This window comes from Curtobacterium sp. DN_7.5, assembly GCF_022655355.1.
GTDB classification, from domain to species: domain Bacteria; phylum Actinomycetota; class Actinomycetes; order Actinomycetales; family Microbacteriaceae; genus Curtobacterium; species Curtobacterium luteum.
The window spans coordinates 559595-583472 of sequence record NZ_CP093378.1 but is presented as its reverse complement, the minus strand read 5'-3'; the positions used below and the strand labels follow the sequence as shown (position 1 = coordinate 583472).

The window sequence follows — 23878 nt, the reverse complement described above, 5'->3', positions numbered from 1 at the left end:
GGCGACCGGTGCCCCTACGCTGACCGACATGACCGACTCCCGCACCCGCCCCGTCGCCGCGAGCGACGGGGCGGGCGCGCGCCGTGCCTCCCGGCCGTCGCCCCGCTCGTTCCCGTGGGCCGTCCCGCCCGGCGCGACCGAGGACGTGATCCGCGCCGGCCGGCGCCGCTGGTACGGCGGCGCCGTGTTCGCGCTGCTCTGGCAGGTGCTCGAACTCGTCGCCGTCTGGAACGACGGCCGGTCGGTCGAGGCGCACGTCTGGTCGACGCTCGCGCTGTTCGTCCTCTACGCGGCGTACCTCTTCGCCCCCGAGCTGATGTGGCGCAGCGGGATGCGGACCCGTGTCCTGGTGCTCGCCGGGATCGCGACCCTCGCCGGACTGCTCCTGCTCGCCGTCGGGCCCCTCGCCGTCTGGACCTGGCTGCTCGTCGCCGCGCTCACCGGCTTCGTCGCCGAACGGGCCTGGATCGCCGGCGTGGGCGTCCTCTCCGTCATCGCCGCGCAACTCGTCGTCGCGGGGACGCTCGGATGGGACGAGGCCGTGGGCACCGGCCTGCTGTTCGCGCCGATCGTGACGGTCTCGGTCGGGGCGTCGATGCTGTTCTTCGGTCGGCAGCGCGAGGCGGAGGACCGGCTCGACGTCGCGCAGGACGAACTCACGCGGCTCGCCGTCGTCGAGGAACGAGCCCGGTTCTCCCGCGACCTGCACGACGTGCTCGGGCACTCGCTCACCGTCGTCGCGATGAAGTCCGAGCTCGCCGTCCGGCTCGTCGACGTCGACCCCGCCCGGGCCAGGTCCGAGATGCTGGACGTGGAGCGGCTGTCCCGCGAGGCCCTGCAGGGTCTGCGGCAGGCGGTCGGCGGGTACCGGGAGGCCGACCTCGATGCCGAGCTGGTGTCGGCCCGTGCGGCGCTGGCGGCCGCTGAGGTCGACGCGGACCTGCCGGCCGACGGTGCCGCGGCGGCCCGGGACGTCCGGAGCCTCTTCGCCTGGGTGCTGCGGGAGGGCGTGACGAACGTCGTCCGGCACGCGGCCGCGACCCGGGTGCGGGTGACGCTGACCCGGTCGACACTGACGATCGAGGACGACGGGACCGGGGACGTCGCGGGCGCCGGTGACGTACCCGGGTTCCCGTCCGTCGGCGGCCGCGTCGGCGGCAACGGGCTCCGGGGGCTGCGTGAGCGGGCCGACGCGGTGGGTGCGACCGTCGCCACCGGCACGAGCGACCTCGGCGGTTTCCTGCTGCGCGTCGAACGGAAGGGCCGACGATGACCGACACGATCCGGGTGCTGCTCGCCGACGACCAGGCGCTCGTCCGCGGTGCCCTCGCCTCGCTGCTGTCCCTCGAGCCCGACATCGAGGTCGTCGCGCAGGTGGCTCGTGGGGACGGCGTCGTCGAGGCGGCACGCTCGGCAGGCGCCGTCGTCGCCCTGCTCGACGTCGAGATGCCCGGTGCCGACGGACTGACCGCGGCCGCCGCGCTCGCCCGGGAGCTCCCCGCCTGCCGATCGCTCATCGTGACGACCTTCGGGCGGCCCGGGTACCTCCGGCGAGCCCTCGAGTCCGGCGCGTCGGGGTTCGTCGTGAAGGACACGCCAGCGGAACAGCTCGCCGACGCCGTCCGCCGGGTCGCGGGCGGGTTCCGGGTCGTCGATCCCGTCCTCGCCGCGGAGTCGCTCGCCGCCGGCCCCTCGCCGCTGACCCGGCGGGAGACCGACGTGCTCATCGCCTTCCGCACGAACCCGACGGTGGCCGGGGTGGCCGCCGCCCTGCACCTGTCGGAGGGCACCGTCCGGAACCACCTCTCCGCGGCCATCGGGAAGACGACCGCCCGGAACGCCACCGAGGCGCTCCGGGTGGCGGCGGACAACGGGTGGCTCCTCGGGACGGCGTAACCTGGGCCGGTGCTCCGCCCCCGCCGTTCCCTCCCCGTGCTCCTCCTCGGGATCACCGCATCGCTGACCCTCACGGGGTGCGGCGCACACGACTCCACGGGGCAGATCGCCGTCACGGTGTCGGAGAACGCCGCCGACCACCCCTACGAGGTGAAGGTGTACGCGGCCACGGGGAAGCTCTCGGAGCACCAGCGGGTGTTCCCCGGCGGGACCGCGTCGTTCGCGGGGGTGCCGCTCGGCTCGGTCACGGTCCGGGCCGGGGACCTCTGCCCCGAGCGTGCAACGGTGACCGACGGGTCGGTCGCCGACGTGACGCTCACGACCACGGGGTGCTGAGCCGGCGGGTGACGACCGGGTCGTGGTGTGGCGGTACGGCGTGACCGGAACGCGGGCTCAGCGACGACCCCGACCCCGCTCGAGCGTCTCGTGGGGCTGCTCCCCGAACCGTGCCCGGTAGCTCGCAGCGAACCGCCCGAGGTGCGCGAAGTGCCACCGGTGTGCCACGTCGTGCACCGTGACGACCCCGCTCCGACGCACGATCAGCTCCAGGTGCACCCGGTCCAGCCGGACCTCGCGCAGGTAGCGGGTCGGTGTCACGCCGAACCGGCGGCGGAAGAGGTCCTGGAGACCCCGCTCGCTCAGCCCGCACGCGTCGGCGACGTCCGCGACCGTGATGGGGTCGCGTGCGTGCTCGTCCACGAACGCGACCGCTCGCCGCATCCGCTGCTCGACGTCCGTCCTGGCGCGGGTGTAGGTCGACAGGACGACCGTGGCGACGCGGTGCTTCAGCGCCCGGAGGTGCTCCTCGGGCAGGGCGGGGTCGAGCAGTCGGTCGACGACGTCCCGGAGGAGCGCCCGGAGCGGGTCGAGCCGGTTGTCCGTCGGGTCCGGCTGCACGAACCGGTGCGGTTCGTCGGTGTCACCGAGCAGCGACGGTGCGACGTGCAGGAGCGTCATGTGCGTGGCGTCGGTGTCGAAGCCGTAGGCCGCCGGTGCCGAGAGCACCATCGGCTGGCCGGGGCGGACGTCCCACCGGGCGCCGTCCTCGGCGGTCACCGTCGCGTGCCCGTCCGCGAGCCAGAACACGACGTGGTCGGGCCGGGGGCCGATCGTCCCCGACTGCGGCCCGTCCGTGCGGATCCGGTGGACCCACAGCTCGTCGTCGCCGGACCGCAGTTCGAACCACCCGTCGTCCGTCGGCATGCGAGCACGGTACTCCGCTGCTCCGGGCGGAGCGACTCCCCCGGAGGAGGTCGTCAGCGGGTGGGGTGGTCCGGGACGGCATCCCAGTCGTCGCCGTACCGCGACAGCACCGTCCACCGGGACACCGGCCAGGTGGTGACGAACGCGCGGCCGACGACGTCGTCCACGGGGACCGAACCGTGCGCCCGGCTGTCCGCGGAGTCGTAGCGGTTGTCGCCCATCACCCAGAGGTGCCCCTTCGGCACCGTGACGTCGAAGTCCGTGCCGGAGACCCGGTCGGAGCCCGGCTCCAGGACGACGTAGGGCTCGTCGACCTCCTTGCCGTTGACCGACAGCCGGCCGTCGGTCCCGCAGCAGGACACCCGGTCGCCCGGCAGCCCGATGACGCGCTTGATGAGGTCGTCGCCCTGGCCGGTGCCCAGCCAGCCACCCGGGTCGGTGAAGACCACGACGTCGCCGCGCCGCACCGGGACCAGCCCGGGGACGAGTTCGTTGACGAGCACGCGGTCGCCGACGAGCAGGGTGTCCTCCATCGACTCGGAGGGGATGTAGAACGACCGGACCAGGAACGTCTTCACCAGGAACGACGCGATCAACGCCGCCACGACGATGATCGCCAGGTCGCGGATGAACCGCCAGCCACCCCGCTGCTTCGTCCCGCCCGAGGTCGTCTCGTCACTCAATGCGTCAGCACCACCTTCACGAGTCCGATCACGAACGCGACCGCGGCGAGCACGATGCCGCCCCAGAGCCCCAGGAACGTCGGACGCGTCCCCGAGAACCGCTGCATGAACACCCCGACGAGCCCGATGCGGACGACGAGAATGACGACCGCCGCGACCTGCGCCCACACGGACGGCAGCCACCCGACCCACGCCGCGGCGTAGAGCACGGCGGGGATGAGCCCGGAGGTCGCGATCGGGTTCGCGTTCCGGACGATCACGACCGCGCTCTCGCGACGGGCGACGTCGTCCGCACCCCGGTCGGCGCCGATGCCGTGGGCGACCAGGTGGGCGAGCACGTGCGCGAGGTAGGTGAGCACCGCCGTGGCGAGCACGGTGAGGACGGCCGCCCCGCGCTCGATCTGCTCGGGGTCGGCGGCGATCGCGGCGCTGAGCACGGTGATGTTGCCGTAGATGTACGACGACATGCGGTCACGGACGTGCTCGACGGGGAGGTCGCGCGGGTCCGGACGTCGTGGCATCCGTCCATCATGGCCTCCTGGTGGTGCCCTCCGCCGACAGGACGCCGAGTGCGATGCGATCGTCATCCATTTGGTTGACGCGTCAACCAAATGGATGGACACTGGTGGCATGCACACCCAGGACCTCCTCGCCGCCGACACCGGCATGGGCGCGGTCACCCTCCGCGTGGCCGACCTCGACCGGATGACGGCGTTCTACACGGAGGGCGTCCGGCTCAGCGTCGTCTCCTCGTCGCCCGGACGCACGGTCCTCGGCCGCGGGTCGGTGCCGATCGTCGTGCTCGAGCACGCGCCCGAACTCCGGCACGCCGGCGCGCACGAGGCCGGGCTGTTCCACACCGCGGTCCTCTTCGACACGCGTGCCGACCTCGCGGCCGCGCTGTACTCCGTCGCCACGCGGTACCCGCAGTCGTTCACGGGCAGCGCCGACCACCTCGTGAGCAACGCCTTCTACTGCACGGACCCCGAAGGCAACGGCGTCGAACTCTACTGGGACCGCGACCGGTCCGGATGGTCGTGGACGCACGGCATGGTCGACATGGCCACGATCGCGCTCGACCCGAACGCGTTCCTCCAGGAGCACCTCACGCAGGAGGCACTCGACGGTGCCACGGCCCGTCCGGGGCGGGTCGGGCACGTGCACCTGTCGGTCGGTGACGTCGCCACGGCCAAGACGTTCTACGTCGATCGACTCGGCTTCGCCACGACCGCGGGGTGGGGCGAGGCGCTGTTCGTCTCCGCCGGCGGCTACCACCACCACATGGCGATGAACACGTGGAACTCCCGGGGCGCGGGGCGTCGCCAGCTCGCACTCGGGCTCGGCCTCGTCCGCATCGAGGTACCGGCGCTCGACGACCTGGACTCCCTGACCGAACGGATGCGGGACCACGGCCTGCAGCTCGCAGACGACGGCAGGACGGTCGCGTTCGAGGATCCGTGGGCGAACCGCATCGAGGTGACGGCGCCCGGACGCGGCTGAACCCCGCCGGCTGCCCCTCCGGCAGGATGGTCGGGTGACTGACGACATCCGCTGGGAGGTGGTCGAGGAGAGTGCGCTGACGCTCGCCGACCACGAGGCGATCACGGCGCTGCTCGCGCAGGCCTTCCCGGACTGGTCGCACTGGTTCCTCGGGAGCCGCAGCTGGAGCGGCATGCAACCGGAGCGCCGCGTGCTCGCCCGGGACGCCGACGGCGTCGCTCTCGCACATGTCGGGATCCGACGCATGTTCATCAGCGTCGGCAGCGAGGACGTCCTGGTCGGCGACACCGGCCTGGTCGCGGTCTCGCCACGACTGCAGGGAGCCGGCATGGGCCGCGACCTCCTCGAACGCGCCCGGAGCGTGCTCGAGGGACTCGACGTCCCGTTCGGCTTCCTCGGCACCGGCGAGGACCGCGTGCCGTTCTACGCGAAGCTCGGCTGGCACCACCTCGACGAGGTCGTGACCGACTACACCGCCTTCACCGCGGAGGGCGCGGGCATGCCGATGACCGAACAGGGCGGCTGGATGGTGTTGCCCGTCGCGTCACCCCTCGAGGACTGGCCGGCCGGTCCGGTCCGCCTGAACGCCCAGCAGGTCTGAACGCAACCAGACGACGGACTGGAGGCACGGTGCCAGCTGGCACCGTGCCTCCCGTCCGTCAGGTGGCGGGGTGGGGCTCACGCCCCTCCGCTGACCGGCCTACGCCTCGACCGCGACCTTCTCCGGGTCCTCGTTGGAACCCGGCGCGCTCGGCGCGACAGCGGCGCGCACGCGCGCGCCGAGGTCCGCGTCGACGTTCGTCCAGTAGGCGAACACCCGCTCGCGCAGGTCGTCGCGGGTCACCTTCGAGACGTGCCCGGCGATGTTGCCGACCAGGCGCTCACGGGCGGCGTCGTCGAGGACCTCGCGGTACAGCGTGCCGGCCTGGCCGAAGTCGTCGTCCTCCGGGTGCAGGGTCGCCGCGGAGCGCTGCAGCGCGCCGTCGGACTCCCAGCCCGGCACGTCGTCGGTCGCCTGCGGGTCCGCGTGCGCACCACCGAGCGAGTTCGGCGCGTACACCGGCACCTCGGCCTTCTGGAAGTCGAAGCGCATCGCGCCGTCCTTCGAGTACGAGTGCACCTCGTTCTTCGGCGCGTTCACCGGCAGCTGCGCGTGGTTCGTGCCGACGCGGTAGCGGTGGGCGTCCGCGTAGCTGAAGATGCGCGCGAGGAGCATCTTGTCCGGGCTCGCGGCGATACCGGGCACGAAGTTCGACGGCGCGAAGGTCGCCTGCTCGATCTGCGCGAAGTAGTTCTCCGGGTTGCGGTTGAGCTCGAGTTCGCCGACCTCGATGAGCGGGTAGTCGGCGTGCGGCCAGACCTTCGTCAGGTCGAACGGGTTGAAGCGGTAGGACTCGGCGTCCGCGTACGGCATGACCTGCACCTTGAGCGTCCACTTCGGGAAGTCCTCGCGCTCGATGGCGGCGTGGAGGTCACGGATGTGGAAGTCGGCGTCCTCACCGGCGATGCGGTCGGCGTCCTCCTGCGTGAGGGTCTTGTGGCCCTGCTGGGTGATGAAGTGGTACTTCACCCAGAAGCGCTCGCCGTCGGCGTTGATCCACTGGTACGTGTGCGAGCCGAAGCCGTCCATCTCACGCCACGACGCCGGGAGGCCACGGTCGCCCATGAGCCACGTGACCTGGTGGGCGGACTCGGGCGAGAGCGTCCAGAAGTCCCACTGCATGTCGTGGTCGCGGAGGTGCGAACCCGGCAGGCGCTTCTGCGAGCGGATGAAGTCCGGGAACTTGATGCCGTCGCGGATGAAGAAGACGGGGGTGTTGTTGCCGACGAGGTCGTAGTTGCCCTCTTCGGTGTAGAACTTCAGTGCGAAGCCGCGGGGGTCGCGCCAGGTGTCCGGGGAGCCCTGCTCGCCGGCGACGCTCGAGAAGCGGGCGAGCACCTCGGTCTGCTTGCCCGGCTGGAGGAACGCGGCGCGGGTGTAGCGGCTCACGTCGTGGGTGACGGTGAGGGTACCGAAGGCGCCGCCGCCCTTGGCGTGGACGACGCGCTCCGGCACGCGCTCACGGTTGAACTGGGCGAGCTTCTCGACGAGGTAGTGGTCGTGCAGGGCGAGGGGCCCGTCGGCGCCGACCCCCATCGAGTGCTGGTCGCTGGAGACGGGCGCTCCGCTGTTGGTCGTGGTGGTGGGGGTGCCGGCGGGCTTGCCGGTCGTGTTCTGGTCGGACACGGTTCCTCCTCGGAACGTTGGTTCGGTCAGGGATGCTCGAGGTTGCTCGTGGTCCCGGTTCGGTGCCGGGAGAGGGATCGACTGCGGCGGTCGCGCCGGGCGCGTCAGACGACTGCGCCGGGGGTCGCGGGTGCTCCCGCGGGGGTCGCGGGGGCCGCGGGTGCTCCGCCGGGGGCCGCAGGGGCCGCGGGTGCTCCGGCGGGGGTCGCGTCCTCGCGCTCCGCTGCGGCGCATCGGTCGCAGATCCCCCAGTAGGTGACCTCGGCCGTGGTGACCGCGAAGCCGTGCGTCTCGGACGGCGTCAGGCACGGAGCGTGCCCGACGGCGCAGTCGACGTCCTCGATCGCGCCGCACATGGTGCAGACGATGTGGTGGTGGTTGTCCCCGGTCCGCCGCTCGTACCGCGCCGGACTGCCGGCTGGCTCGATCCGGCGCACGAGCCCGACCCCGGTCAGCGCGGCGAGGACGCCGTACACGGCCTGGTGGCTCGTCGTCGGGAGCTCGGCGGCGAGGGCGGTGACGATGTCGTCCGCGGTCGCGTGGGGCATGGATCCGGTGGCGCGGAGGACGGCCAACCGCGGTGTGGTGACCCGCAGGCCCGCGGTGCGGAGCAGCTCTGCGTCTTCCATCGGGGCCCTTCTCTTGCAGTGATCAAGACAACGGGTTCACCCTAGCACCAGGCACCGGGCCTTCGAGCCCATGTCGGCGCGGTGCCGTCGCATGCCGGACGCGGCATGTGAGGGGTCACGAAACGGCCGCGATCTGCTGGAGCTCCGCTGGGACGGCCGCAGCGCCGGGTACCGTCCCAGCATGTCCTCGCAGCAGAGCGTGCCGGAGCAGGCACACACAGCACGGGACGTCCGGGGGATCATCGCGCAGCGCGACCTGGTCGTCGACCTCATCCGGACCGCGTGCGTCGTCCTCGTCGTCTTCGTCCACGTGACGATGGTCGGGGTCGGGACCGCCGACGGGATCGAGGTGACGAGCCCGCTCCAGGAGCTCGCCTGGTACGTGCCGGCGACCTGGGTCGGGCAGGTCATGCCGCTCTTCTTCGTCGTCGGCGGGTTCGCCAGCATCGTCGGGTGGCGGAGCACGGTGACGCGGGGCGGCGGCGCGCGCGACTACTGGTCGACCCGCCTCGTCCGTCTGTTCCGCCCCGCCGTCCCGCTGTTCGTCGTGCTCGCGCTCGGACTGGGGATCGCGACGGCGCTGGGGACGCCGCCGGGGCTCCTGGCGGAGGTCGCGTTCGGCATCGGCTCCCCGCTCTGGTTCCTCGCGGCGTACGGCATCACGCAGTGCTGCGTCCCCCTCATGGTCCGCCTGCACGAACGGGCGCCGTGGAGGACGCTGGCCGTGCTGCTCGGCGCGGCCGTCCTCGTCGACACCGTTCGCCTGGCGACGGGTGTCGCGGAGGTCGGGCTGCTCAACCTCGGCCCGGTCTGGCTGTTCGCCCAGCAGCTCGGGTTCCTCTGGGCCGACGGCTGGTTCGCGCGGCGATCGCGCCTGCTCCTCGCCGTGGTCGCCGTCGCCGCGTACGTGGTCCTCGTGCCCCTGACATCGATCGGGCTCTGGGCACCCGACATGCTCCAGGACCTCAACCCGCCGATGGTGCCGCTCGCGTTCCTCGCGATCGCGCAGGCGTGTCTCGTCCAGCTGGTCCACCGGCCGCTGGCGTCCCTGATGCGGACGCGCGGCGCCCAGGCGGTCGTCTTCGTGCTCGGGCGCGACGGCATGGCGGTCTACCTCTGGCACCTGCCGCTCTTCATCGCGCTCAACGGGGTCGCCCTGCTCGTCGGGGTGCCGTTCCCGGAGCCGGGCGGCGCGCTGTGGTGGGCCACGCGACCCCTCGCGCTCGTCCTCCTGCTCGGCGCCGCGATCGTGGTCGCCCGGGCGCTCCGATCCTTCGATCGGCCACTCCCCCGGCTCGTCCCCGGAGCCGACCGGCCCGCGTGGCCGGTGCTCGTCGTGGCGGCGCTGTGCACGGTCGGACCGGCCTTCGCGGTCATGCAGCTGCACCTCTCCTTCCCGGTCGCCGTCACGGGCGCGGTGCTCGTCCCGATCGGGGTGTGGCTGCTCACCCGGACGACCCCGGCGCGGGGCGTGACCCGGATCTGAACCGGTTCTCACGGACGCGGGACCTCGGTGCCCCTGCCGGGGGCGGAGGATGGCTCCTGCAGCACGAGCACCAGGAGGCACCCCACGCCGTCGACACCCGAGTTCTGGTCCACGTGGCGCTTCGACCCCCTGGCGGCCGCGATGATCCTCGTCGGTGCCGTCGCCTACGGGTGGTGGTCGGTCGGTGCCGCCCGACGCGGCGCGCGCTGGCCGTGGTGGCGGACACTCGCGTTCGTGGCCGCGCTCCTGCTCTTCGGGGTCCTGCAGTTCGGGATCGTCGGCGTCTACGCCGAACGGCTCCGGTGGGCGTTCGTCCTCCGGCTCGCCCTCCTCTTCTTCGCCGTGCCGACGTTCGCGGCGCTGGCCGCTCCGGTCTCCCTGCTCCGGACGGGAGGCCCGGATCGCCTCGCTCGCGCCGCCACCGCCGCCCTCGGGTCGCGCCCGGTCCGGGTCCTCGGCAACGCGATCGTCTCGCCGCTGATCGCCCTCGCGATGTTCTGCGTCCTCCTCACGCCGCTGTCGGCCGCGATCAGGACGTCGCCGGTCTGGGCGGTCGCCATCACGGTGTTCGTGCCGGTGCTCGGCTTCGGGTTGCTCGCGCCCCTGGCCGAACCGGGCATCCTGCGGTCGTCGACGTTCGTGACGGCGGAGTTCCTGCTCGCCTTCGTGGAGCTCATGCTCGATGCCGTCCCGGGCATCGTGCTGCGGATCACGAACCACGTGCTCGACGGAGCGACGACGACGCTCGTGGGGAAGGCCTGGTACCCGTCACCGCTCCAGGACCAGCACCTCGCCGGTGACCTGCTGTGGTTCATCGCCGAGGTCGCGGACATCCCGGTGCTGATCTCGCTGTTCGTGCGGTGGCAGCGGACGGACCGTCGGGAGGCCCGGGTGGTCGACGACCTCAGCGACGAGGAGATGGACGCCCTCACCCGGGCGCACCTCGAGCGCCGCGGGTAGCGGTCGCGGGCGCGTCGGGCGGCGGGCGGCGGGCGCGTCGGGCGGCGGCGCGTCGGGCGGCGGCGCCGACGTGGAACGACGTCCCCGTCGTCGTACGACAACGGGGACGTCGTTCCAGGGCAACCCGGGCCGTGCCCGACGGCCTAGGCGTCCGCGTGCCGCCCGTGGTGGTCGGTCGCCGCGAGTTCGGCCTCCGGGGTCTCCGGTGCCGGCGCGGCAGCGTGCACCCCGCGCCGATCGCCGGGAGCCGACTCGTGCGCCGCTCCGGCTGAGCCCTGCGTCGCCACGGCCCCGGTCTGCTGCCACGCGACGGTCTGCTTCGGCTTCGCGAGGAACAGTGCCGCGACGATGCCGACCAGCAGCACCAGCGCCGGCAGCGCGAGCGACTGCCCCATGGCCGTCGAGAACGGTTGCTGCAGGAACGCGGGCAGCGCGCCGACCTGCTGCTCGGCACCGCCGGCGCTCGACCCACCGGTGGACGCCGGGAAGTTCGCCGTGATCCGGGCCTCGATCAGCGCCGCGATGCCGGCCGAGCCGAGCACCGCGCCGATCTGCCGCGTGGTGTTGTAGACGCCGGAGCCGGCGCCCGCGAGCTTCGGCGGCAGGTTCCGCGTGGCCGAGACCGACAGCGGACCCCACATGCAGGCGTTGGCGAGGCCGAGGAGTGTCGACGGCAGGAGCACCCAGCCCCACGCGGCACCCGAGGCGAGCAGCGAGCCGAACCAGAACAGCGCGCCCGAGAAGCACGCGAGTCCGAACGCGGCGACCCAGCGGAGGCTCCACCGGTTGAGGTTCTTGCCCACGAGCGGCGCGAGCCCGGCGGACAGGACGGCCTGCGGGACGAGCAGCAGCGCGGCCTGGGTCGGGCTGAACGTGAGGACGTCCTGCGCCCACAGCATGATGGGGAGCGCGAACGACGAGATCGCGACGCCCACCGAGGTGATGGCGATGTTCGCGAGCGTGAAGTTGCGGTCCTTGAAGAGGCCGAGCGGGAGCAGCGGCTCACCCTTCTGCACGCCCTGCCAGACCACGAAGCCCGCGAGGACGACGACGCCGGCGACGATCAGCGACCAGACCGAGATCGGCCCGGTGATGGTGCCCCAGTCGTAGGTCTCGCCCTCCTGGATGCCGAACACGAGCAGGAACATGCCGAGCGCGCTCAATACGATGCCGAGGTAGTCGAACCGGTGTCCGTGCCGCTCGAACGACGGGACGAACCGCTGCGCGAGCACGAACGCGACGACGCCGACCGGCACGTTGACGAAGAAGATCCACTCCCAGCCGAAGCCGTCCACGAGCAGGCCGCCGACGATCGGCCCGACGAGCGAGGCGACACCGGCGACGGCACCCCACAGCCCCATCGCCGCGCCGCGGTTCTGCGGCGGGAAGATGCGCGTGATCACGGCCATGGTCTGCGGCGTCATCATCGCGGCGCCCAGCCCCTGCACGACGCGGGCGAGGATGAGGACCTCGATCGACCCGGCGAGACCGCACCAGAGGCTCGACAGCGTGAACACGACCAGACCGATCTGGTAGAGCGCCTTCGGGCCGAAGCGGTCACCGAGCCGCCCGGTGATGAGCAGCGGCACGGCGTAGGCGAGCAGGTACGCGCTCGTCACCCAGATCACCGCGTTGATGTCCGCGTGCAGCTTCGCGGCGATGGTGGGGGTGGCGACCGACACGATGGTCGAGTCGACGAGGATCATGAAGAAGCCGACGACCAGGGCCCACAGGGCGGGCCACGGCTTCTTTTCGGCGGTTGTCATCGAGAGCGTTCCTTGTCGTGGTGGGGGTCTGCGGAGTTCGGCGGGACGGCCGGGCCGTCCCAGGGGACGTCGCCGCGTTCGATGCGGTCGGCTGTCGCCGTGAGCCACTCGATCTGCGCGGCGAGCATGGCACGGACGTACGACACGTCGAGCCAGTAGCGGTCTGCCAGGCGCTTGGCCTGGAGGCCCGTGGCGGCCTGGTCGTACACGTCGCGTTCCACGGCGAGTGCGTCGGCGCGTGCCCGCAGGGCGGTCACCGCATCCGCGGCGCTCAGGTTGTCGACGTGCGAGACGGCGAGCTGGAACTCCGGGTACTCGTCGGCCGGCTCCGCGATCATGCGCCGGAGTCCGTCCTCGAGCGCCGCGCGCCCGTGGTCGGTGATCGCGTAGGTGGTGCGTTCCGGGCGGTTGCCCTCGCGCGCCGTGCCGAGCGCCTCGGCGTAGCCGAGGTCGACGAGGCGACCGATCTGGTGGTACAGCGTGCCGGGCCGGACCTTCACGTTCTGGTCCTCGCGACGCTGCAGCATCGTCTGGAACATCTCGTACGGGTGCATGGGCGCTTCGGCGAGGAGCCCGAGCGCGGCGAACGCGAGCGGTGTGAGCGACGCCATCCGTGCCTCCAGTCCGGTGTTCGAATGCGACTATTCGACTTGGAATATACGCTCCCGAACACTTCTCCACAAGCGGTCGGGCGCGTCGCGCCCGCCGCCTAGACTGGTCTCGTCCCACCCATCCCCGAAGTGCTGGAGTGAACACGTGCCAACGATCGTCGTCGAGGTCATGCCCAAGGCCGAGATCCTCGACCCCCAGGGCAAGGCGGTGGGCAACGCGCTCGCCCGTCTCGGCAAGGCCGACCTGACCAACGTCCGCATCGGCAAGCGCTTCGAGGTGGCCGTCGACGGCCCGGTCGACGACGCGAAGCTCGCCGAGGTCCGCGCGATCGCGGCCGACGTCTTCTCGAACGCCGTGATCGAGGACGTCGTCTCGGTCAGCGTCGAGGGCCAGTGACCCGATGAAGATCGGCGTCATCACCTTCCCCGGATCCCTCGACGACCGCGACGCCCAGCGCGCGGTCCGACTCGCCGGTGCCGAGCCCGTCGCGCTCTGGCACGGCGACCACGACCTGCAGGGCGTCGACGCCATCGTCCTCCCCGGCGGGTTCTCCTACGGTGACTACCTCCGCGCCGGCGCGATCGCGGCGAAGGCCCCGATCATGGCCGAGGTGATCGACGCCGCCGGCAAGGGCATGCCGGTGCTCGGCATCTGCAACGGCTTCCAGATGCTCGCCGAGGCCCGCCTCGTCCCCGGCGCGCACACGCGGAACGCCCATCAGCAGTTCATCCGCCGCGACCAGAAGCTCCGCGTCGAGACCACCGCGACCGCCTGGACGAGCGGCTTCACGGCCCAGCAGGAGATCACCATCCCGCTGAAGAACGCCGACGGCCGCTTCGTCGCGGACGCCGACACGATCAAGCGCATCGAGGACAACGGCCAGGTCGTGTTCCGCTACGTCGGCGTGAACCCGAACGGATCGATCGACGACATCGCCGGCGTCTCGAACGAGCGCGGCAACGTCGTGGGGCTCATGCCGCACCCCGAGCACGCGACGGAGCCCGGGTTCGGCCCGGACACCCCCGCGGCGATGGCCTCCGGCACGGACGGCCTCACCTTCTTCACCTCCGTGATCGAGTCGACGCTCGTCAAGTGACGACGGACACGACTCCAGTGACAGGGAACGACACCACCGTGACGACACACGTTCGCCCGAAGCCCGACACCGTCCAGGACGCCGCCGCGACGCCCGACAAGGAGCAGCCGTACGAGGCGCTCGGGCTCAAGGCCGACGAGTACGCCCGCATCAAGGAGATCCTCGGCCGTCGCCCCACCTCGGGCGAGCTTGCGATGTACTCCGTCATGTGGTCGGAGCACTGCTCGTACAAGTCGAGCAAGAACTACCTCCGCCAGTTCGGCAAGAAGGTCACGCCGGAGATGACGAAGAACCTCATGGTCGGCATGGGCGAGAACGCCGGTGTCGTCGACGTCGGGAACGGCTGGGCGGTCACCTTCAAGGTCGAGTCGCACAACCACCCGTCGTACGTGGAGCCCTACCAGGGCGCCGCGACCGGTGTCGGCGGCATCGTCCGCGACATCATCTCGATGGGGGCCCGCCCGGTCGCCGTGATGGACCAGCTCCGCTTCGGCGCGATCGAGCACGAGGACACGCAGCGTGTCGTGCACGGCGTGGTCGGCGGCATCTCGTTCTACGGCAACTGCCTCGGCCTGCCGAACATCGGCGGCGAGACCTACTTCGACCCGGTGTACCAGGGCAACCCGCTCGTCAACGCGCTCGCGGTCGGTGTCCTCCGGCACGAGGACCTCCACCTGGCGAACGCCTCGGGCGCGGGCAACAAGGTCGTGCTCTTCGGTGCCCGCACGGGTGGCGACGGCATCGGCGGTGCGTCGATCCTCGCGTCCGACACCTTCACCGAGGGCGGCCCGACGAAGCGTCCGGCCGTGCAGGTCGGCGACCCCTTCGCCGAGAAGGTCCTGATCGAGTGCTGCCTCGAGCTGTTCCAGGAGGAGCTCGTCGAGGGCATCCAGGACCTCGGTGCGGCCGGCATCTCCTGCGCCACGTCGGAGCTCGCGAGCAACGGCGACGGCGGCATGCACATCTCGCTCGACGACGTGCTGCTCCGCGACCCCACGCTCACCGCCGAGGAGATCCTCATGTCGGAGAGCCAGGAGCGCATGATGGCGGTCGTGCGGCCCGAGAAGCTCGACGACTTCCTCGCGGTGGTCGGCAAGTGGGAGGTCGAGACCAGCGTCCTCGGCGAGGTCACCGGCACCGGTCGCCTCGTCATCGACTGGCAGGGTCAGGAGATCGTGAACGTCGACCCGCGCACGGTCGCCGTCGACGGTCCCGTGTACGACCGCCCCGTCGCCTACCCGACGTGGATCGATGCGCTGCAGGCCGACACGGCCGCCTCGCTCGACCGCCCGGCGGACGGCCCCGCGCTCAAGGCGCAGTTCCTGCAGCTGCTCGGGTCGCCGAACCTCGCGTCGAAGAACTGGGTCACGAACCAGTACGACACGTACGTGCTCGGCAACACCGCGCTGTCCTTCCCCGACGACGGCGGCATGATCCGCGTCGACGAGGAGACCGGGCTCGGTGTGACGATCGCCACGGACGCGAACGGCCGCTACTGCCAGCTCGACCCGAAGCAGGGCGCCCGCCTGGCGCTGGCCGAGGCCTACCGCAACGTGGCCGTCACGGGCGCCGTCCCGGCCGCGGTCACGGACTGCCTCAACTTCGGCTCGCCGGAGAACCCCGAGGTCATGTGGCAGTTCTCCGAGGCCGTCGAGGGCCTGGCCGACGGCTGCATGGAGCTCGGCATCCCGGTCACCGGCGGCAACGTGTCGTTCTACAACCAGACGGGCACGACCCCGATCCACCCGACCCCCGTGGTCGGCGTGCTCGGGATCATCGACGACGTCGCCCTGCGCGTCCCGTCCGGCTGGCAGGACGACGGCCACAACATCTACCTGCTCGGCACCACCGCGCTCGAGCTCGACGGCTCCGCCTGGGCCGGCACGGTGCACGGGCACCTCGGTGGCCGTCCTCCGGCGGTGGACCTCGAGCAGGAGAAGGCCCTGGCCGACCTCCTGCACGCGGCATCGGGCGAGCAGCTGCTGACGAGTGCGCACGACCTCGCGGACGGCGGCCTCGGCCAGTCCCTCGCGGAGTCCGTGCTGCGCTTCGGCATCGGCGCGCGCGTCGTCCTGGACGAGCTCGAGACCCGTGACGGTGTGGACACCGCGACCGCGCTGTTCTCGGAGTCGACGGGCCGCGTCATCGTGACGGTCCGCCGTGAGGACGACGTCCGGTTCCAGGGCCTGTGCGACGGCCGCGGGTTCCCGGTCCTCCGCATCGGCGTGACCGACGCCGCGAGCGGGTCGCTCGAGGTCCAGGGCGCGTTCGAGGCCACCGTCGACGAGCTCCGCGGCACGCACGCGGCGACGCTCCCGGCACGCTTCGGCGACGTGATCACCGAGGACGTCACCGAGGGCTACGTCGGCCGCGGCCCGCTCGACGACCACGGGTCCTTCTCGCCCCGGACCGACTCCTGAGCGGGTCGTCCGCTGGCGCGCAGGCGTCGGCCGGCGTGATGACGACGGGCATCGCCTGATGCCCGTCGTCACCCTCCCGTTCCAGGAGCTCGTCGACCGATTCGGCCCGGTGCCCGAGGGCGTCGAGCTCGCGGTGTGGGACGTCGAGCAGCCGTTCGACCGGCCGGACGAGGTCGCGATCACGCTCCTGCCGTTCTACTTCGCCGGACGCCACCGGTGGCAGTTCGTGCACGACCTGCCGAACCTCGCGCTGCTGCAGCTGCCGAGCGCGGGCTACGAGCACGCCGTCCCGCACGTCCCCGGGCACGCACTGCTCGCGAACGGTCGGGGCATCCACGACGACGAGACCGCCGAACTCGCGGTCGGCCTCGCGCTGACGAGCCTGCGGGAGCTCGGGGCGTTCCAGGCTGACCGGGCAGCCGGCGTCTGGGACTCCCGGACGACGCGGTCCCTCGCCGACCGACGCGTGACCGTCGTCGGGTACGGGGCGATCGGCTCGGCCATCGCGACCCGGTTCGAGGCGTTCCGCACCGAGGTCACGGTGGTGGCACGGACGGCACGCGAGCAGGACGGCCGGCAGGTGCACGCCCTCGCGGAACTCCGCACCCTCGCGGCGACGACCGACGTGCTCGTGCTCATCACCCCGCTGACCGACGAGACCGCGGGGCTGGTCGACGCCGAGCTCCTCGCCGCACTGCCCGACGGCGCCCTCGTGGTGAACGTCGCGCGCGGCAAGGTGGTCGACACCGATGCCCTGGTCGCCGAGCTGCGGTCCGGCAGGCTCTCGGCAGCGCTCGACGTCACCGACCCGGAGCCGCTCCCGGCCGGTCACCCGCTCTGGACGACGCCGAACACGGTGCTGACGCCGCACGTGGGCGGGAACACCGACCTCAGCGTGCCGCGGTCGATCGAGCTGGTGCGCCGGCAGGTGGCAGCCCTCGTGGAACGTCAGCCGTTCGAGAACGTCATCGAGCGCTGAGCCCGGTCGTGCGCGCCGGTCAGTGGTTCGGCAGCGCCATCCCGAGGCTCGGTGCGACGTCCTCGAACCCGAGCGACCGGTAGAGCCGCTGGCCGGGCGGGTCCCCGACGAGGGTGACGTACGCGCCCTCCGGGGCCCGAGCCCTGATGTCCGCGACGAGCCACTCCACGACGGACCGGCCGATGCCGTGACGCTGGTGCGCCGGATCGGTCGCGATGTCGGCGATGTGGAAGTACCAGCCGCCGTCGCCGATCGCCCGTCCCATCGCGACGACGCTCCCGTCGGCGGCGACGACGTGGCAGGCGGTCCAGCTGCCCGCGATCGCTCCGGCGCCCTGTTCGGCGGTCTTCGGCGTCAGTCCGGAGTCGCGGCGCAGCCGCAGGTAGTCGGCGAGCGGCGGCGGACCGCTGACGAGCGTGTAGGACGCATCCATGCGCCCAGTCTGGTCGATCCCGGTGACGCGCACCGTGCCTCCAGGCCGGCGCGGGGTCCGAGACTCGGCGTCCTCGCCCCGAGACTCGGCGCAGGCGACAATTCTCGCGCTCCGAAGCGCGGATCCGGTCGCTCAGCCCGAGTCTCGCCTCCCGCGCAGCGGGGCGTGGGCGCGCCAGCGCCCGGCGCAGCCCGGCGCGCGGACCGCTCAGACCGGGACGATGCAGGCCGGCGTGCCGACCGCGATCTGCGCGACCGCAGTACCGGGCAGCCCGTCGGCGTCGAGCGGCAGGACCGCGATCGCGTCGGACATCTGGTTCGCGACGAGCAGGTACCCCGGCACGCGAGCGAAGTGTCGTGGCCAGACGCCTCCTGACGGTGCCGACCCGACGACCGACAGCCCGCCGGCCGAGGCATCGAGCACGACGATGAGGTCACGCCCGCGCACGGCGACCCAGACGCGGCCGTCGTCGTCGACCTCGATGTGACTGAGGAGCGAGTCACCGACCTCCCCGTCGAAGGTCGGTTCCGACGCGACGACGACGAACGATCCCGACTCGTCACGACGGAGCCGGTGCACCGCACCGTCGAGCTCCCCCGCGACGATGAGGTCGCCGTCGTACCAGGCCATGTGGCGCGGACCGACGCCCGGAGCGACGTGGTGGACCCGGACGAGGGCGAGGCCCGGGTCGGCGGTGACGCGGAACTCGTGGAGGGCGTCGCCCCCGAGGTCGGCGACGAGCACCGTGCCGTCCGGGGTGGCGACCGACTGGTGGGCGTGCGGGCCCTCCTGGCGGTCCTCGACGGGGCCCGTGACGTCCGGGAGGACCTCGGTGACGATCGCCGAGTCCGGCACGACGAGCCGATCCCCCGCACCGTGCGCCCCCAGCCGGTCCGCGGTGTCGGGCCCGCCGCGCCGGTCCGCGGTGTGTGCCCCGACCACGCCGTCGCTCGCGAGTACGGAGGCGGCGTGCGACTCGGCCTGCTCCAGGGAGACGGCCGTGACGGTGCCGGAGGTGTAGTTGGTGACGACGAGCGCGCCGGACGGGTCGACCCGCACGTGGCACGGCGCGTCGCCCCCGGCGGGGGCGTCCCACAGGTGCTCGAGGCCGGAACCCGACCGGCGGAAGGCCGAGACGCCGCCGTCCGCCGTCTCGGAGACGGCGTAGACCCGGTCACCGGAGACGGCGAGGAACGAGGGGTCGTCCATGACCGCGACCGTCGTGGCGACTCCGTCGTGCACGGCCGAGATGCCGGTGGCGTTCCCTCCGCCGGTGGCCGTGTAGGAGCCGACGAGCAGGTCGGGCAGGTCGGGCAGGTCGGGCAGGTCGGGCAGGTCCGGCAGCTCGGGCTGGCTCATTCGTCGCCGCCGGCGATGCGCTCGTGGTGGTGGATGACCTCCGCGACGATGAAGTTGAGGAACTTCTCGGCGAACGCGGGGTCGAGGTGGGCGTCGGCGGCGAGGGACCGCAGCCGCGACACCTGCACCTGCTCGCGGGCCGGGTCTGCGGCGGGCATCCCGGCGGAGGCCTTGAGGTACCCGACGCGCTGCGTGTACTTGAAGCGCTCGGCGAGCATGTGGATCACGGCGGCGTCGATGTTGTCGATGCTCTGCCGGATGCTCTGCAGCTCGGCGACCGCAGCCTGGTCGTACGCGGGCCTCTGGTCGTCGCTCATGACCCGAGCCTACTGGCCGGTTGCGCCCGTCCTCGCGTCGGTGACGGGACTGCCAGAATGGTGGGCATGACGGCCCTCCTCGTGATCTCGAGCGTGTTCGCAGTCCTCGCCGGACTCGTGCACGTGTACATCTTCTTCCTCGAGTCGATCGCGTGGACGAGCCCCGTGTCCGCCGGATCTTCAGCGTCGAGACGGAGTCGGATGCCCTCGCGACCCGCTCGCTCGCGTTCAACCAGGGCTTCTACAACCTGTTCCTCGCGATCGGGGCGGTCCTCGGCGTCGTCCTGGTCGCGGCCGGGAACGGCGCCGTCGGGTGGCCGATCACGGTGTTCGCGACGGCGTCGATGCTCGGTGCCGCCGTGGTGCTGCTCGGCACGGGTCGCCGCTACCTCCGCGCCGCGGTGGCGCAGGGCTCGCTGCCGTTCCTCGCCCTGCTCTTCGCGCTGCTCGGGTCGACCTTCGGCGGCTGACGCGCTGCGCGGCGCGGCACGGTCCTTCCCATCACGGCCGTGGTGGACGGCGGAACCGGGCGGAGCTGATCGGAACGGGAAACGGGCGGAGCTGATCGGAACGAACGACCAGCTCCGCCCGGTTCGACCTGCTCCGCCCGTCCCAGCCGGGCGCGGAACGTCAGCCGAGCTTCGCCGCGAACTGCGACGGCAGCTTGTCGAGCGCCCACTCGATCGCGGCGGTCGTACCGATCGAGAACGCGTTCGACACGTCCGTGTCCTGGAACACGATGTCGTGCCCGGCCTCGACCGACGGCACCTTCTGGAAGAGCTTGTTCGACGTCACCTCGGACGCGTCCACGAAGATCGGCAGGACGAGCGTGAGGTCGGCGTCGAGCAGGTCGAGGTTCTCGTCCGAGAGCTGCACCGAGAACTGCTTCCCGGCCTGCTGGTCGATCGCCTTCGGGACGGTGAACCCGAGGTTCTGCATGAACTGCGACCGGCTGTCCGACGAGGCGTACGCACCGAAGCCCTCGGACGAGTACGAGCCGACGACCGCGGTCTTGCCCGCGAACTCCGGGTGGGCCTTGCGCGCGGCGGCGTAGGCGTCGTCGAGTCCGGACAGGAGCTTCTTGCCCTCCGACTCCTTGCCGAGCGCCTTCGCGATCATCTCGACCTGCTGCTTCGTGGTCGTGAGGTAGTTCGCACCGCCCTTCGGCACCGCGACGGTCGGCGCGATCGCGGAGAGCTTCGCGTAGCGGTCCTCGTCACCCGAGCTCTTGACGTCGAGGATGAGGTCCGGCTTGAGCTTGATGATGTCCTCGTAGCTCGGCTCCAGCGTCTGGATGATCTTCGGCGACTTCGTGTAGGCACCCTTGAGCCACGGGCCGACCCCGTCGCCGCCGAACCCGAGCCAGTCGCTCGCGCCGACCGGCTGCACGCCGAGTTCGAGCGCCGTCTCGGCGTCGCCCCAGCCCAGCGCGACGACGCGCTTCGGCGCGGAGGGGATCTCGGTGGTGCCGAGTGCCGTGGTGATCGACACCGGGAACTGGCCGTCGGCCTTCGCGGACGACGAGGGGTCGCCGGTGGCGCCGGAACCGGAGGCGCACCCGGCGAGGACGAGGGAAGCTGCGACGACGGCGCCCGCGGCGGCGAGCACGCGGCGGAGTCGGGAAGGAGAGCGGGTCACGTAGGTAAGGCTACCCTAAGACTTCTGCGGGATCGGCCTGAGTACGCTGACGGGGTGCAGTACACCGACCCGCGCCGCTCCCACCTCGCGGTGCTCGGCTCCCCCATCGCGCACTCGCTCTCACCCACGCTGCACGCAGCGGCCTACGACGCGCTCGGGGTGCCGTTCACGTACGGGAGGCACGAGGTCGCCTCCGACGGGCTCGCCGCGTTCGTCGCGGGGCTGGGTCCGGAGTGGCGCGGCCTGAGCCTGACGATGCCGCTGAAGCGCGAGGTGCTGCCCCTCCTCGACTGCACGACCCCGCTCGTCGACGAGCTCGGCGTCGCCAACACGGTCGCGTTCCGTACGGTCGGCGACCGGGTCGAGCTCGTCGGGGCGAACACCGACGTCGAGGGACTCGTGCGACCGGTCGAGGCCCTCGGACACCTCCCCGGCGAGGCCACGGTCCTCGGCGGCGGCGCGACCGCGGCGAGCGCCCTGACCGCATCGGTCCGACTCGGCGCCCGGCTCGTCCGGGTATTCCTGCGTGATCCGGCCAAGTCCCGGAAGCTCGTCGACCTCGCCGTCCGGCTCGGGGTGACCCTCGAGGTGCACCCCCTCGCGGAGCTGGCGGGCACGCACCACGGTTTCGTCCTGTCGACACTCCCCGGCGGGGCTGCCGACGAGCTGGAACTGCTCCCGTCCGGTCCGGACGCGGTGCTCTTCGACGTCGCCTACGAGCCGTGGCCGACCGCGGCCGCCACGCGCTGGGCGGACGCCGGCGGCCGGGTGCTCAACGGCCTGGACATGCTGACCGAGCAGGCGATCGGCCAGATCCGGTTCTTCCTGACGGGCGACCAGGACGCCATGCTGCCCGACGAGGCCGCCGTGCGACGGGCGATGCGCAGCGCCGTCGGCCTCGAGCCGGTGATCAGCCCGCGCTGACGACCCCGTCGACGTAGGACCACCGACCGCCTTCGCGGACGAACGTGCTCGTCTCCTCGAGCACGCCGCGCTCGGTGTCGGAGCGCCACCACGCTCGGAAGGCCACGTTGCCCTCGGTGTCGAACGGGCCACCCGCTCGGGTGCCGATGACGTCGAGTCGGGTCCAGCGCTGCGCCGTGTCGAGCTCGAGCGACGTCGGGCGGGTGCTGTGGTGCCAGGTGGCGAGGAGGTACTCGGGGAGGCCGAGCGCGAACGCGGTGAACCGGGAGCGCATGAGGCGTTCGGCGGTCGGTGCGGGAGCGCCGGCGTGCAGGGGTCCGCAGCACTCGCCGTAGGGGTTGCCGCTCAGGCACGGGCAGCGGTCGGTGTCGGCGATCACCGGACGACGGTAGCGCGTGTAGGCAGGAGCGGTGTTCCGACTCGGCTGGCAGGTGTTCCGCGCTCGGCTGCCCGAGCTGGTCTCCGATCGTGATCGACGGCGGCTCGTGGTGGTGGCGTCGATCGTCGCGCCCGTGGTGTTCGTCGGGCTGGTCGTCGTGGTCGTGCTGACCGATGATGTTTCGGTCGCGTCGGTGGCCGCGTCGGCGGAGTACGCGGCCGCGGCGGGCGCCTTCTCGATGCTGTTCTGCCGGTTGGGCCCGAAGGGCTGGTCGATCCCGGCGGTGCCCTCGATCGGCTGGCGGACACAGGATGCCGTGGCGCGGTACTACCGGCGCAGCGCGCAGCCGGTCGCTCCGGAGCACCGTGACGCCGTGCTCGCGGGGATGGACGACGCACGTGACCGGATCGTCCGGACGACGTTCCAGAGTTCGTTCCTCCTGGCCTCCTGGCTGCTGGCAGTGGTCGCCGCGGTCCTGGTGGCCGTCTCCGGATCGAGTGTGCACGGTCCGGTCTTCCTGTGGGCTCCGCTGTGGCCGCTGCTCGCCGGCAGTTCCGGCGGTGTCGGAATCTGGACGCTCGGCAGGCAGGAGCAGCTGCGCGCAGAGGCGTCGGCGCTCCCACCCGTCCCGCCGGCAGCGCCGAAGCGCGGACGACCCGGTGGCCCGAGCGGGAGCAAGCTCGCGCTGCCGGGTGAGTGAGGTCAGTCCGTCGTCGCGGGCTCCGGCAGCGCGCGTGCCGCGAGCCGGGCGCGCTCGGTCCGGCCGAGGTCGGCGACGTACCCGACCAGCGAGCACCCGTACAGCACCACCCAGAACACCGGGAGCCAGTACTCGAACCCCGCGGAGCGGAACCCGACCACGGCGAAGGCGAGTGCACCGAGGAGCGGGGCCGCGCGGCCGATCAGTCCGGTGAGGCCGCGTCGGAGGAGCACCGCGTCGGCGAGCACGGCGTCGCGGTCGGACGGGTCGACGGGGACGGCCCGCCAGCCGAAGTACCGCTTCGTGGCCGGCCGGGCGGCGAGTCGCCAGTCGATCCGGACCTGTCGGCCGTTGATCGTCGCGGCCGGGTCGAGCGGGCGACGGGTCGGGACGCACCCGAGGACGAAGAGCCCGACGCCGAGCGCGAGCAGTGCGATCGCGACCACGCTGCGGACCGGACCGGTGTGGGTCCAGCCGAGCCGTGCCTCCAGGCCGACCATCGCGACCACGCTGATCACGACGGCCGCCGCGGCGATGCCGACCGCGCGCCGGACCCGCGCGGGGTCGAAGACGTCGCCCGCGTGGCGACGGAGGACGGAGCAGCCGAGTTGGAACACTCCTCACGTTCTACCGGATGTCACCCGATCCCGCCACGAGGGGTACAGCGCTGT

General features: G+C 72.1%; 27 protein-coding genes. 14 read left to right on the top strand and 13 right to left on the bottom strand.

What is annotated here, in order from left to right; genetic code table 11:
• Window positions 1–28 precede the first annotated feature (28 nt).
• Genes MON03_RS02800 through MON03_RS02790 form a run of 3 tightly spaced genes read left to right on the top strand, consistent with a single transcriptional unit; the run spans window position 29 to window position 2232 of the window.
• Entirely contained in the window at window positions 29–1273 is a 1245-nt protein-coding gene (locus tag MON03_RS02800; protein ID WP_242090384.1) for a sensor histidine kinase, read from the top strand.
• Window positions 1270–1896, top strand: a complete 627-nt coding sequence (locus MON03_RS02795; protein ID WP_175328747.1) for a response regulator transcription factor — start codon at window positions 1270–1272, stop codon at window positions 1894–1896. Before MON03_RS02800 ends, MON03_RS02795 begins: the two co-directional genes overlap by 4 nt.
• 9 nt (window positions 1897–1905) lie before the next feature.
• Entirely contained in the window at window positions 1906–2232 is a 327-nt protein-coding gene (locus tag MON03_RS02790) for a hypothetical protein (RefSeq protein ID WP_148286083.1), read from the top strand.
• Between the two features lie 57 nt (window positions 2233–2289).
• Here the strand turns inward: MON03_RS02790 and MON03_RS02785 are convergent, their stop codons facing one another.
• From MON03_RS02785 to MON03_RS02775, 3 genes are read right to left on the bottom strand one after another with little or no spacing between them, the layout of a single operon-like run.
• Window positions 2290–3099, bottom strand: a complete 810-nt coding sequence (locus MON03_RS02785) for a helix-turn-helix transcriptional regulator (RefSeq protein ID WP_242090382.1) — start codon at window positions 3097–3099, stop codon at window positions 2290–2292.
• 53 nt (window positions 3100–3152) lie between these two features.
• A complete protein-coding gene (gene lepB, locus MON03_RS02780) occupies window positions 3153–3782 on the bottom strand; it encodes a signal peptidase I (RefSeq protein WP_242090380.1) in 630 nt (209 codons plus the stop codon).
• A complete protein-coding gene (locus MON03_RS02775) occupies window positions 3779–4303 on the bottom strand; it encodes a hypothetical protein (protein WP_242090378.1) in 525 nt (174 codons plus the stop codon). The genes lepB and MON03_RS02775 overlap by 4 nt, the downstream gene beginning before the upstream one ends.
• A 109-nt stretch (window positions 4304–4412) precedes the next feature.
• Between MON03_RS02775 and MON03_RS02770 the strand changes: the two genes are divergently transcribed.
• Both MON03_RS02770 and MON03_RS02765 read left to right on the top strand, forming a co-directional pair.
• A complete protein-coding gene (locus tag MON03_RS02770) occupies window positions 4413–5282 on the top strand; it encodes a VOC family protein (RefSeq protein WP_502798685.1) in 870 nt (289 codons plus the stop codon).
• A 34-nt stretch (window positions 5283–5316) separates the two neighbouring features.
• The gene (locus MON03_RS02765) at window positions 5317–5883 is read left to right on the top strand and encodes a GNAT family N-acetyltransferase (protein WP_242090374.1); all 567 of its coding nucleotides are present in this window, start codon (window positions 5317–5319) and stop codon (window positions 5881–5883) included.
• A gap of 99 nt (window positions 5884–5982) precedes the next feature.
• Here the strand turns inward: MON03_RS02765 and MON03_RS02760 are convergent, their stop codons facing one another.
• A complete protein-coding gene (locus tag MON03_RS02760) occupies window positions 5983–7509 on the bottom strand; it encodes a catalase (RefSeq protein WP_277927270.1) in 1527 nt (508 codons plus the stop codon).
• Window positions 7510–7613: 104 nt separating this feature from the next.
• The gene (locus MON03_RS02755) at window positions 7614–8138 is read right to left on the bottom strand and encodes a Fur family transcriptional regulator (protein ID WP_229728025.1); all 525 of its coding nucleotides are present in this window, start codon (window positions 8136–8138) and stop codon (window positions 7614–7616) included.
• A gap of 181 nt (window positions 8139–8319) precedes the next feature.
• On the opposite strand from MON03_RS02755, the gene MON03_RS02750 reads away from it, so the two are divergent.
• Window positions 8320–9624: an acyltransferase family protein gene (locus MON03_RS02750; RefSeq protein ID WP_242090373.1), complete on the top strand. Its 1305-nt coding sequence runs from the start codon at window positions 8320–8322 to the stop codon at window positions 9622–9624.
• A 141-nt stretch (window positions 9625–9765) separates the two neighbouring features.
• Window positions 9766–10584: a cytochrome c oxidase assembly protein gene (locus MON03_RS02745; protein ID WP_242090371.1), complete on the top strand. Its 819-nt coding sequence runs from the start codon at window positions 9766–9768 to the stop codon at window positions 10582–10584.
• Window positions 10585–10727: 143 nt separating this feature from the next.
• Here MON03_RS02745 and MON03_RS02740 read toward each other — a convergent pair whose 3' ends face one another.
• Both MON03_RS02740 and MON03_RS02735 read right to left on the bottom strand, forming a co-directional pair.
• Window positions 10728–12350, bottom strand: a complete 1623-nt coding sequence (locus MON03_RS02740) for a DHA2 family efflux MFS transporter permease subunit (protein ID WP_242090370.1) — start codon at window positions 12348–12350, stop codon at window positions 10728–10730.
• A complete protein-coding gene (locus tag MON03_RS02735) occupies window positions 12347–12961 on the bottom strand; it encodes a PadR family transcriptional regulator (protein ID WP_242090369.1) in 615 nt (204 codons plus the stop codon). Before MON03_RS02735 ends, MON03_RS02740 begins: the two co-directional genes overlap by 4 nt.
• 145 nt (window positions 12962–13106) lie before the next feature.
• On the opposite strand from MON03_RS02735, the gene MON03_RS02730 reads away from it, so the two are divergent.
• The 4 genes from MON03_RS02730 to MON03_RS02715 are packed head-to-tail and all read left to right on the top strand — an operon-like array spanning window position 13107 to window position 17457.
• Window positions 13107–13358, top strand: coding sequence for a phosphoribosylformylglycinamidine synthase subunit PurS (locus MON03_RS02730; protein WP_022904799.1), 252 nt, complete (start codon window positions 13107–13109; stop codon window positions 13356–13358).
• Between the two features lie 4 nt (window positions 13359–13362).
• Window positions 13363–14058, top strand: a complete 696-nt coding sequence (gene purQ / locus MON03_RS02725) for a phosphoribosylformylglycinamidine synthase subunit PurQ (RefSeq protein WP_022904800.1) — start codon at window positions 13363–13365, stop codon at window positions 14056–14058.
• Window positions 14059–14075: 17 nt separating this feature from the next.
• Complete coding sequence (gene purL / locus MON03_RS02720; protein WP_502798705.1) at window positions 14076–16478, top strand: phosphoribosylformylglycinamidine synthase subunit PurL; 2403 nt, start codon at window positions 14076–14078, stop codon at window positions 16476–16478.
• Between the two features lie 58 nt (window positions 16479–16536).
• On the top strand, window positions 16537–17457 hold the full coding sequence (locus MON03_RS02715) for a 2-hydroxyacid dehydrogenase (protein ID WP_242090367.1): 921 nt from the start codon (window positions 16537–16539) through the stop codon (window positions 17455–17457).
• Between the two features lie 19 nt (window positions 17458–17476).
• On the opposite strand, the gene MON03_RS02710 is transcribed toward MON03_RS02715, so the two are convergent.
• The 3 genes from MON03_RS02710 to MON03_RS02700 form a co-directional block, all read right to left on the bottom strand.
• Window positions 17477–17890, bottom strand: coding sequence for a GNAT family N-acetyltransferase (locus MON03_RS02710; protein ID WP_175328757.1), 414 nt, complete (start codon window positions 17888–17890; stop codon window positions 17477–17479).
• 207 nt (window positions 17891–18097) lie between these two features.
• Entirely contained in the window at window positions 18098–19249 is a 1152-nt protein-coding gene (locus MON03_RS02705; protein ID WP_242090366.1) for a lactonase family protein, read from the bottom strand.
• On the bottom strand, window positions 19246–19566 hold the full coding sequence (locus tag MON03_RS02700; RefSeq protein ID WP_242090365.1) for a chorismate mutase: 321 nt from the start codon (window positions 19564–19566) through the stop codon (window positions 19246–19248). Before MON03_RS02700 ends, MON03_RS02705 begins: the two co-directional genes overlap by 4 nt.
• A gap of 152 nt (window positions 19567–19718) precedes the next feature.
• Here MON03_RS02700 and MON03_RS02695 point away from each other — a divergent pair, with 152 nt between their 5' ends.
• Entirely contained in the window at window positions 19719–20036 is a 318-nt protein-coding gene (locus MON03_RS02695; RefSeq protein ID WP_350355074.1) for a DUF1304 domain-containing protein, read from the top strand.
• 160 nt (window positions 20037–20196) lie between these two features.
• Here MON03_RS02695 and MON03_RS02690 read toward each other — a convergent pair whose 3' ends face one another.
• Entirely contained in the window at window positions 20197–21204 is a 1008-nt protein-coding gene (locus MON03_RS02690) for an iron-siderophore ABC transporter substrate-binding protein (RefSeq protein ID WP_242090364.1), read from the bottom strand.
• Between the two features lie 54 nt (window positions 21205–21258).
• On the opposite strand from MON03_RS02690, the gene MON03_RS02685 reads away from it, so the two are divergent.
• Complete coding sequence (locus MON03_RS02685) at window positions 21259–22128, top strand: shikimate dehydrogenase family protein (RefSeq protein WP_242090362.1); 870 nt, start codon at window positions 21259–21261, stop codon at window positions 22126–22128.
• On the opposite strand, the gene MON03_RS02680 is transcribed toward MON03_RS02685, so the two are convergent.
• A complete protein-coding gene (locus tag MON03_RS02680) occupies window positions 22115–22507 on the bottom strand; it encodes a YchJ family protein (protein ID WP_242090361.1) in 393 nt (130 codons plus the stop codon). The genes MON03_RS02685 and MON03_RS02680 overlap by 14 nt on opposite strands.
• 31 nt (window positions 22508–22538) lie before the next feature.
• Between MON03_RS02680 and MON03_RS02675 the strand changes: the two genes are divergently transcribed.
• Window positions 22539–23207 carry a hypothetical protein gene (locus tag MON03_RS02675; RefSeq protein WP_242090360.1) on the top strand — a complete coding sequence of 223 codons (669 nt, stop codon included), beginning with the start codon at window positions 22539–22541 and terminating at the stop codon, window positions 23205–23207.
• Between the two features lie 2 nt (window positions 23208–23209).
• Here the strand turns inward: MON03_RS02675 and MON03_RS02670 are convergent, their stop codons facing one another.
• Window positions 23210–23824, bottom strand: a complete 615-nt coding sequence (locus MON03_RS02670) for a hypothetical protein (protein ID WP_242090359.1) — start codon at window positions 23822–23824, stop codon at window positions 23210–23212.
• Between the last annotated feature and the right edge of the window lie 54 nt (window positions 23825–23878).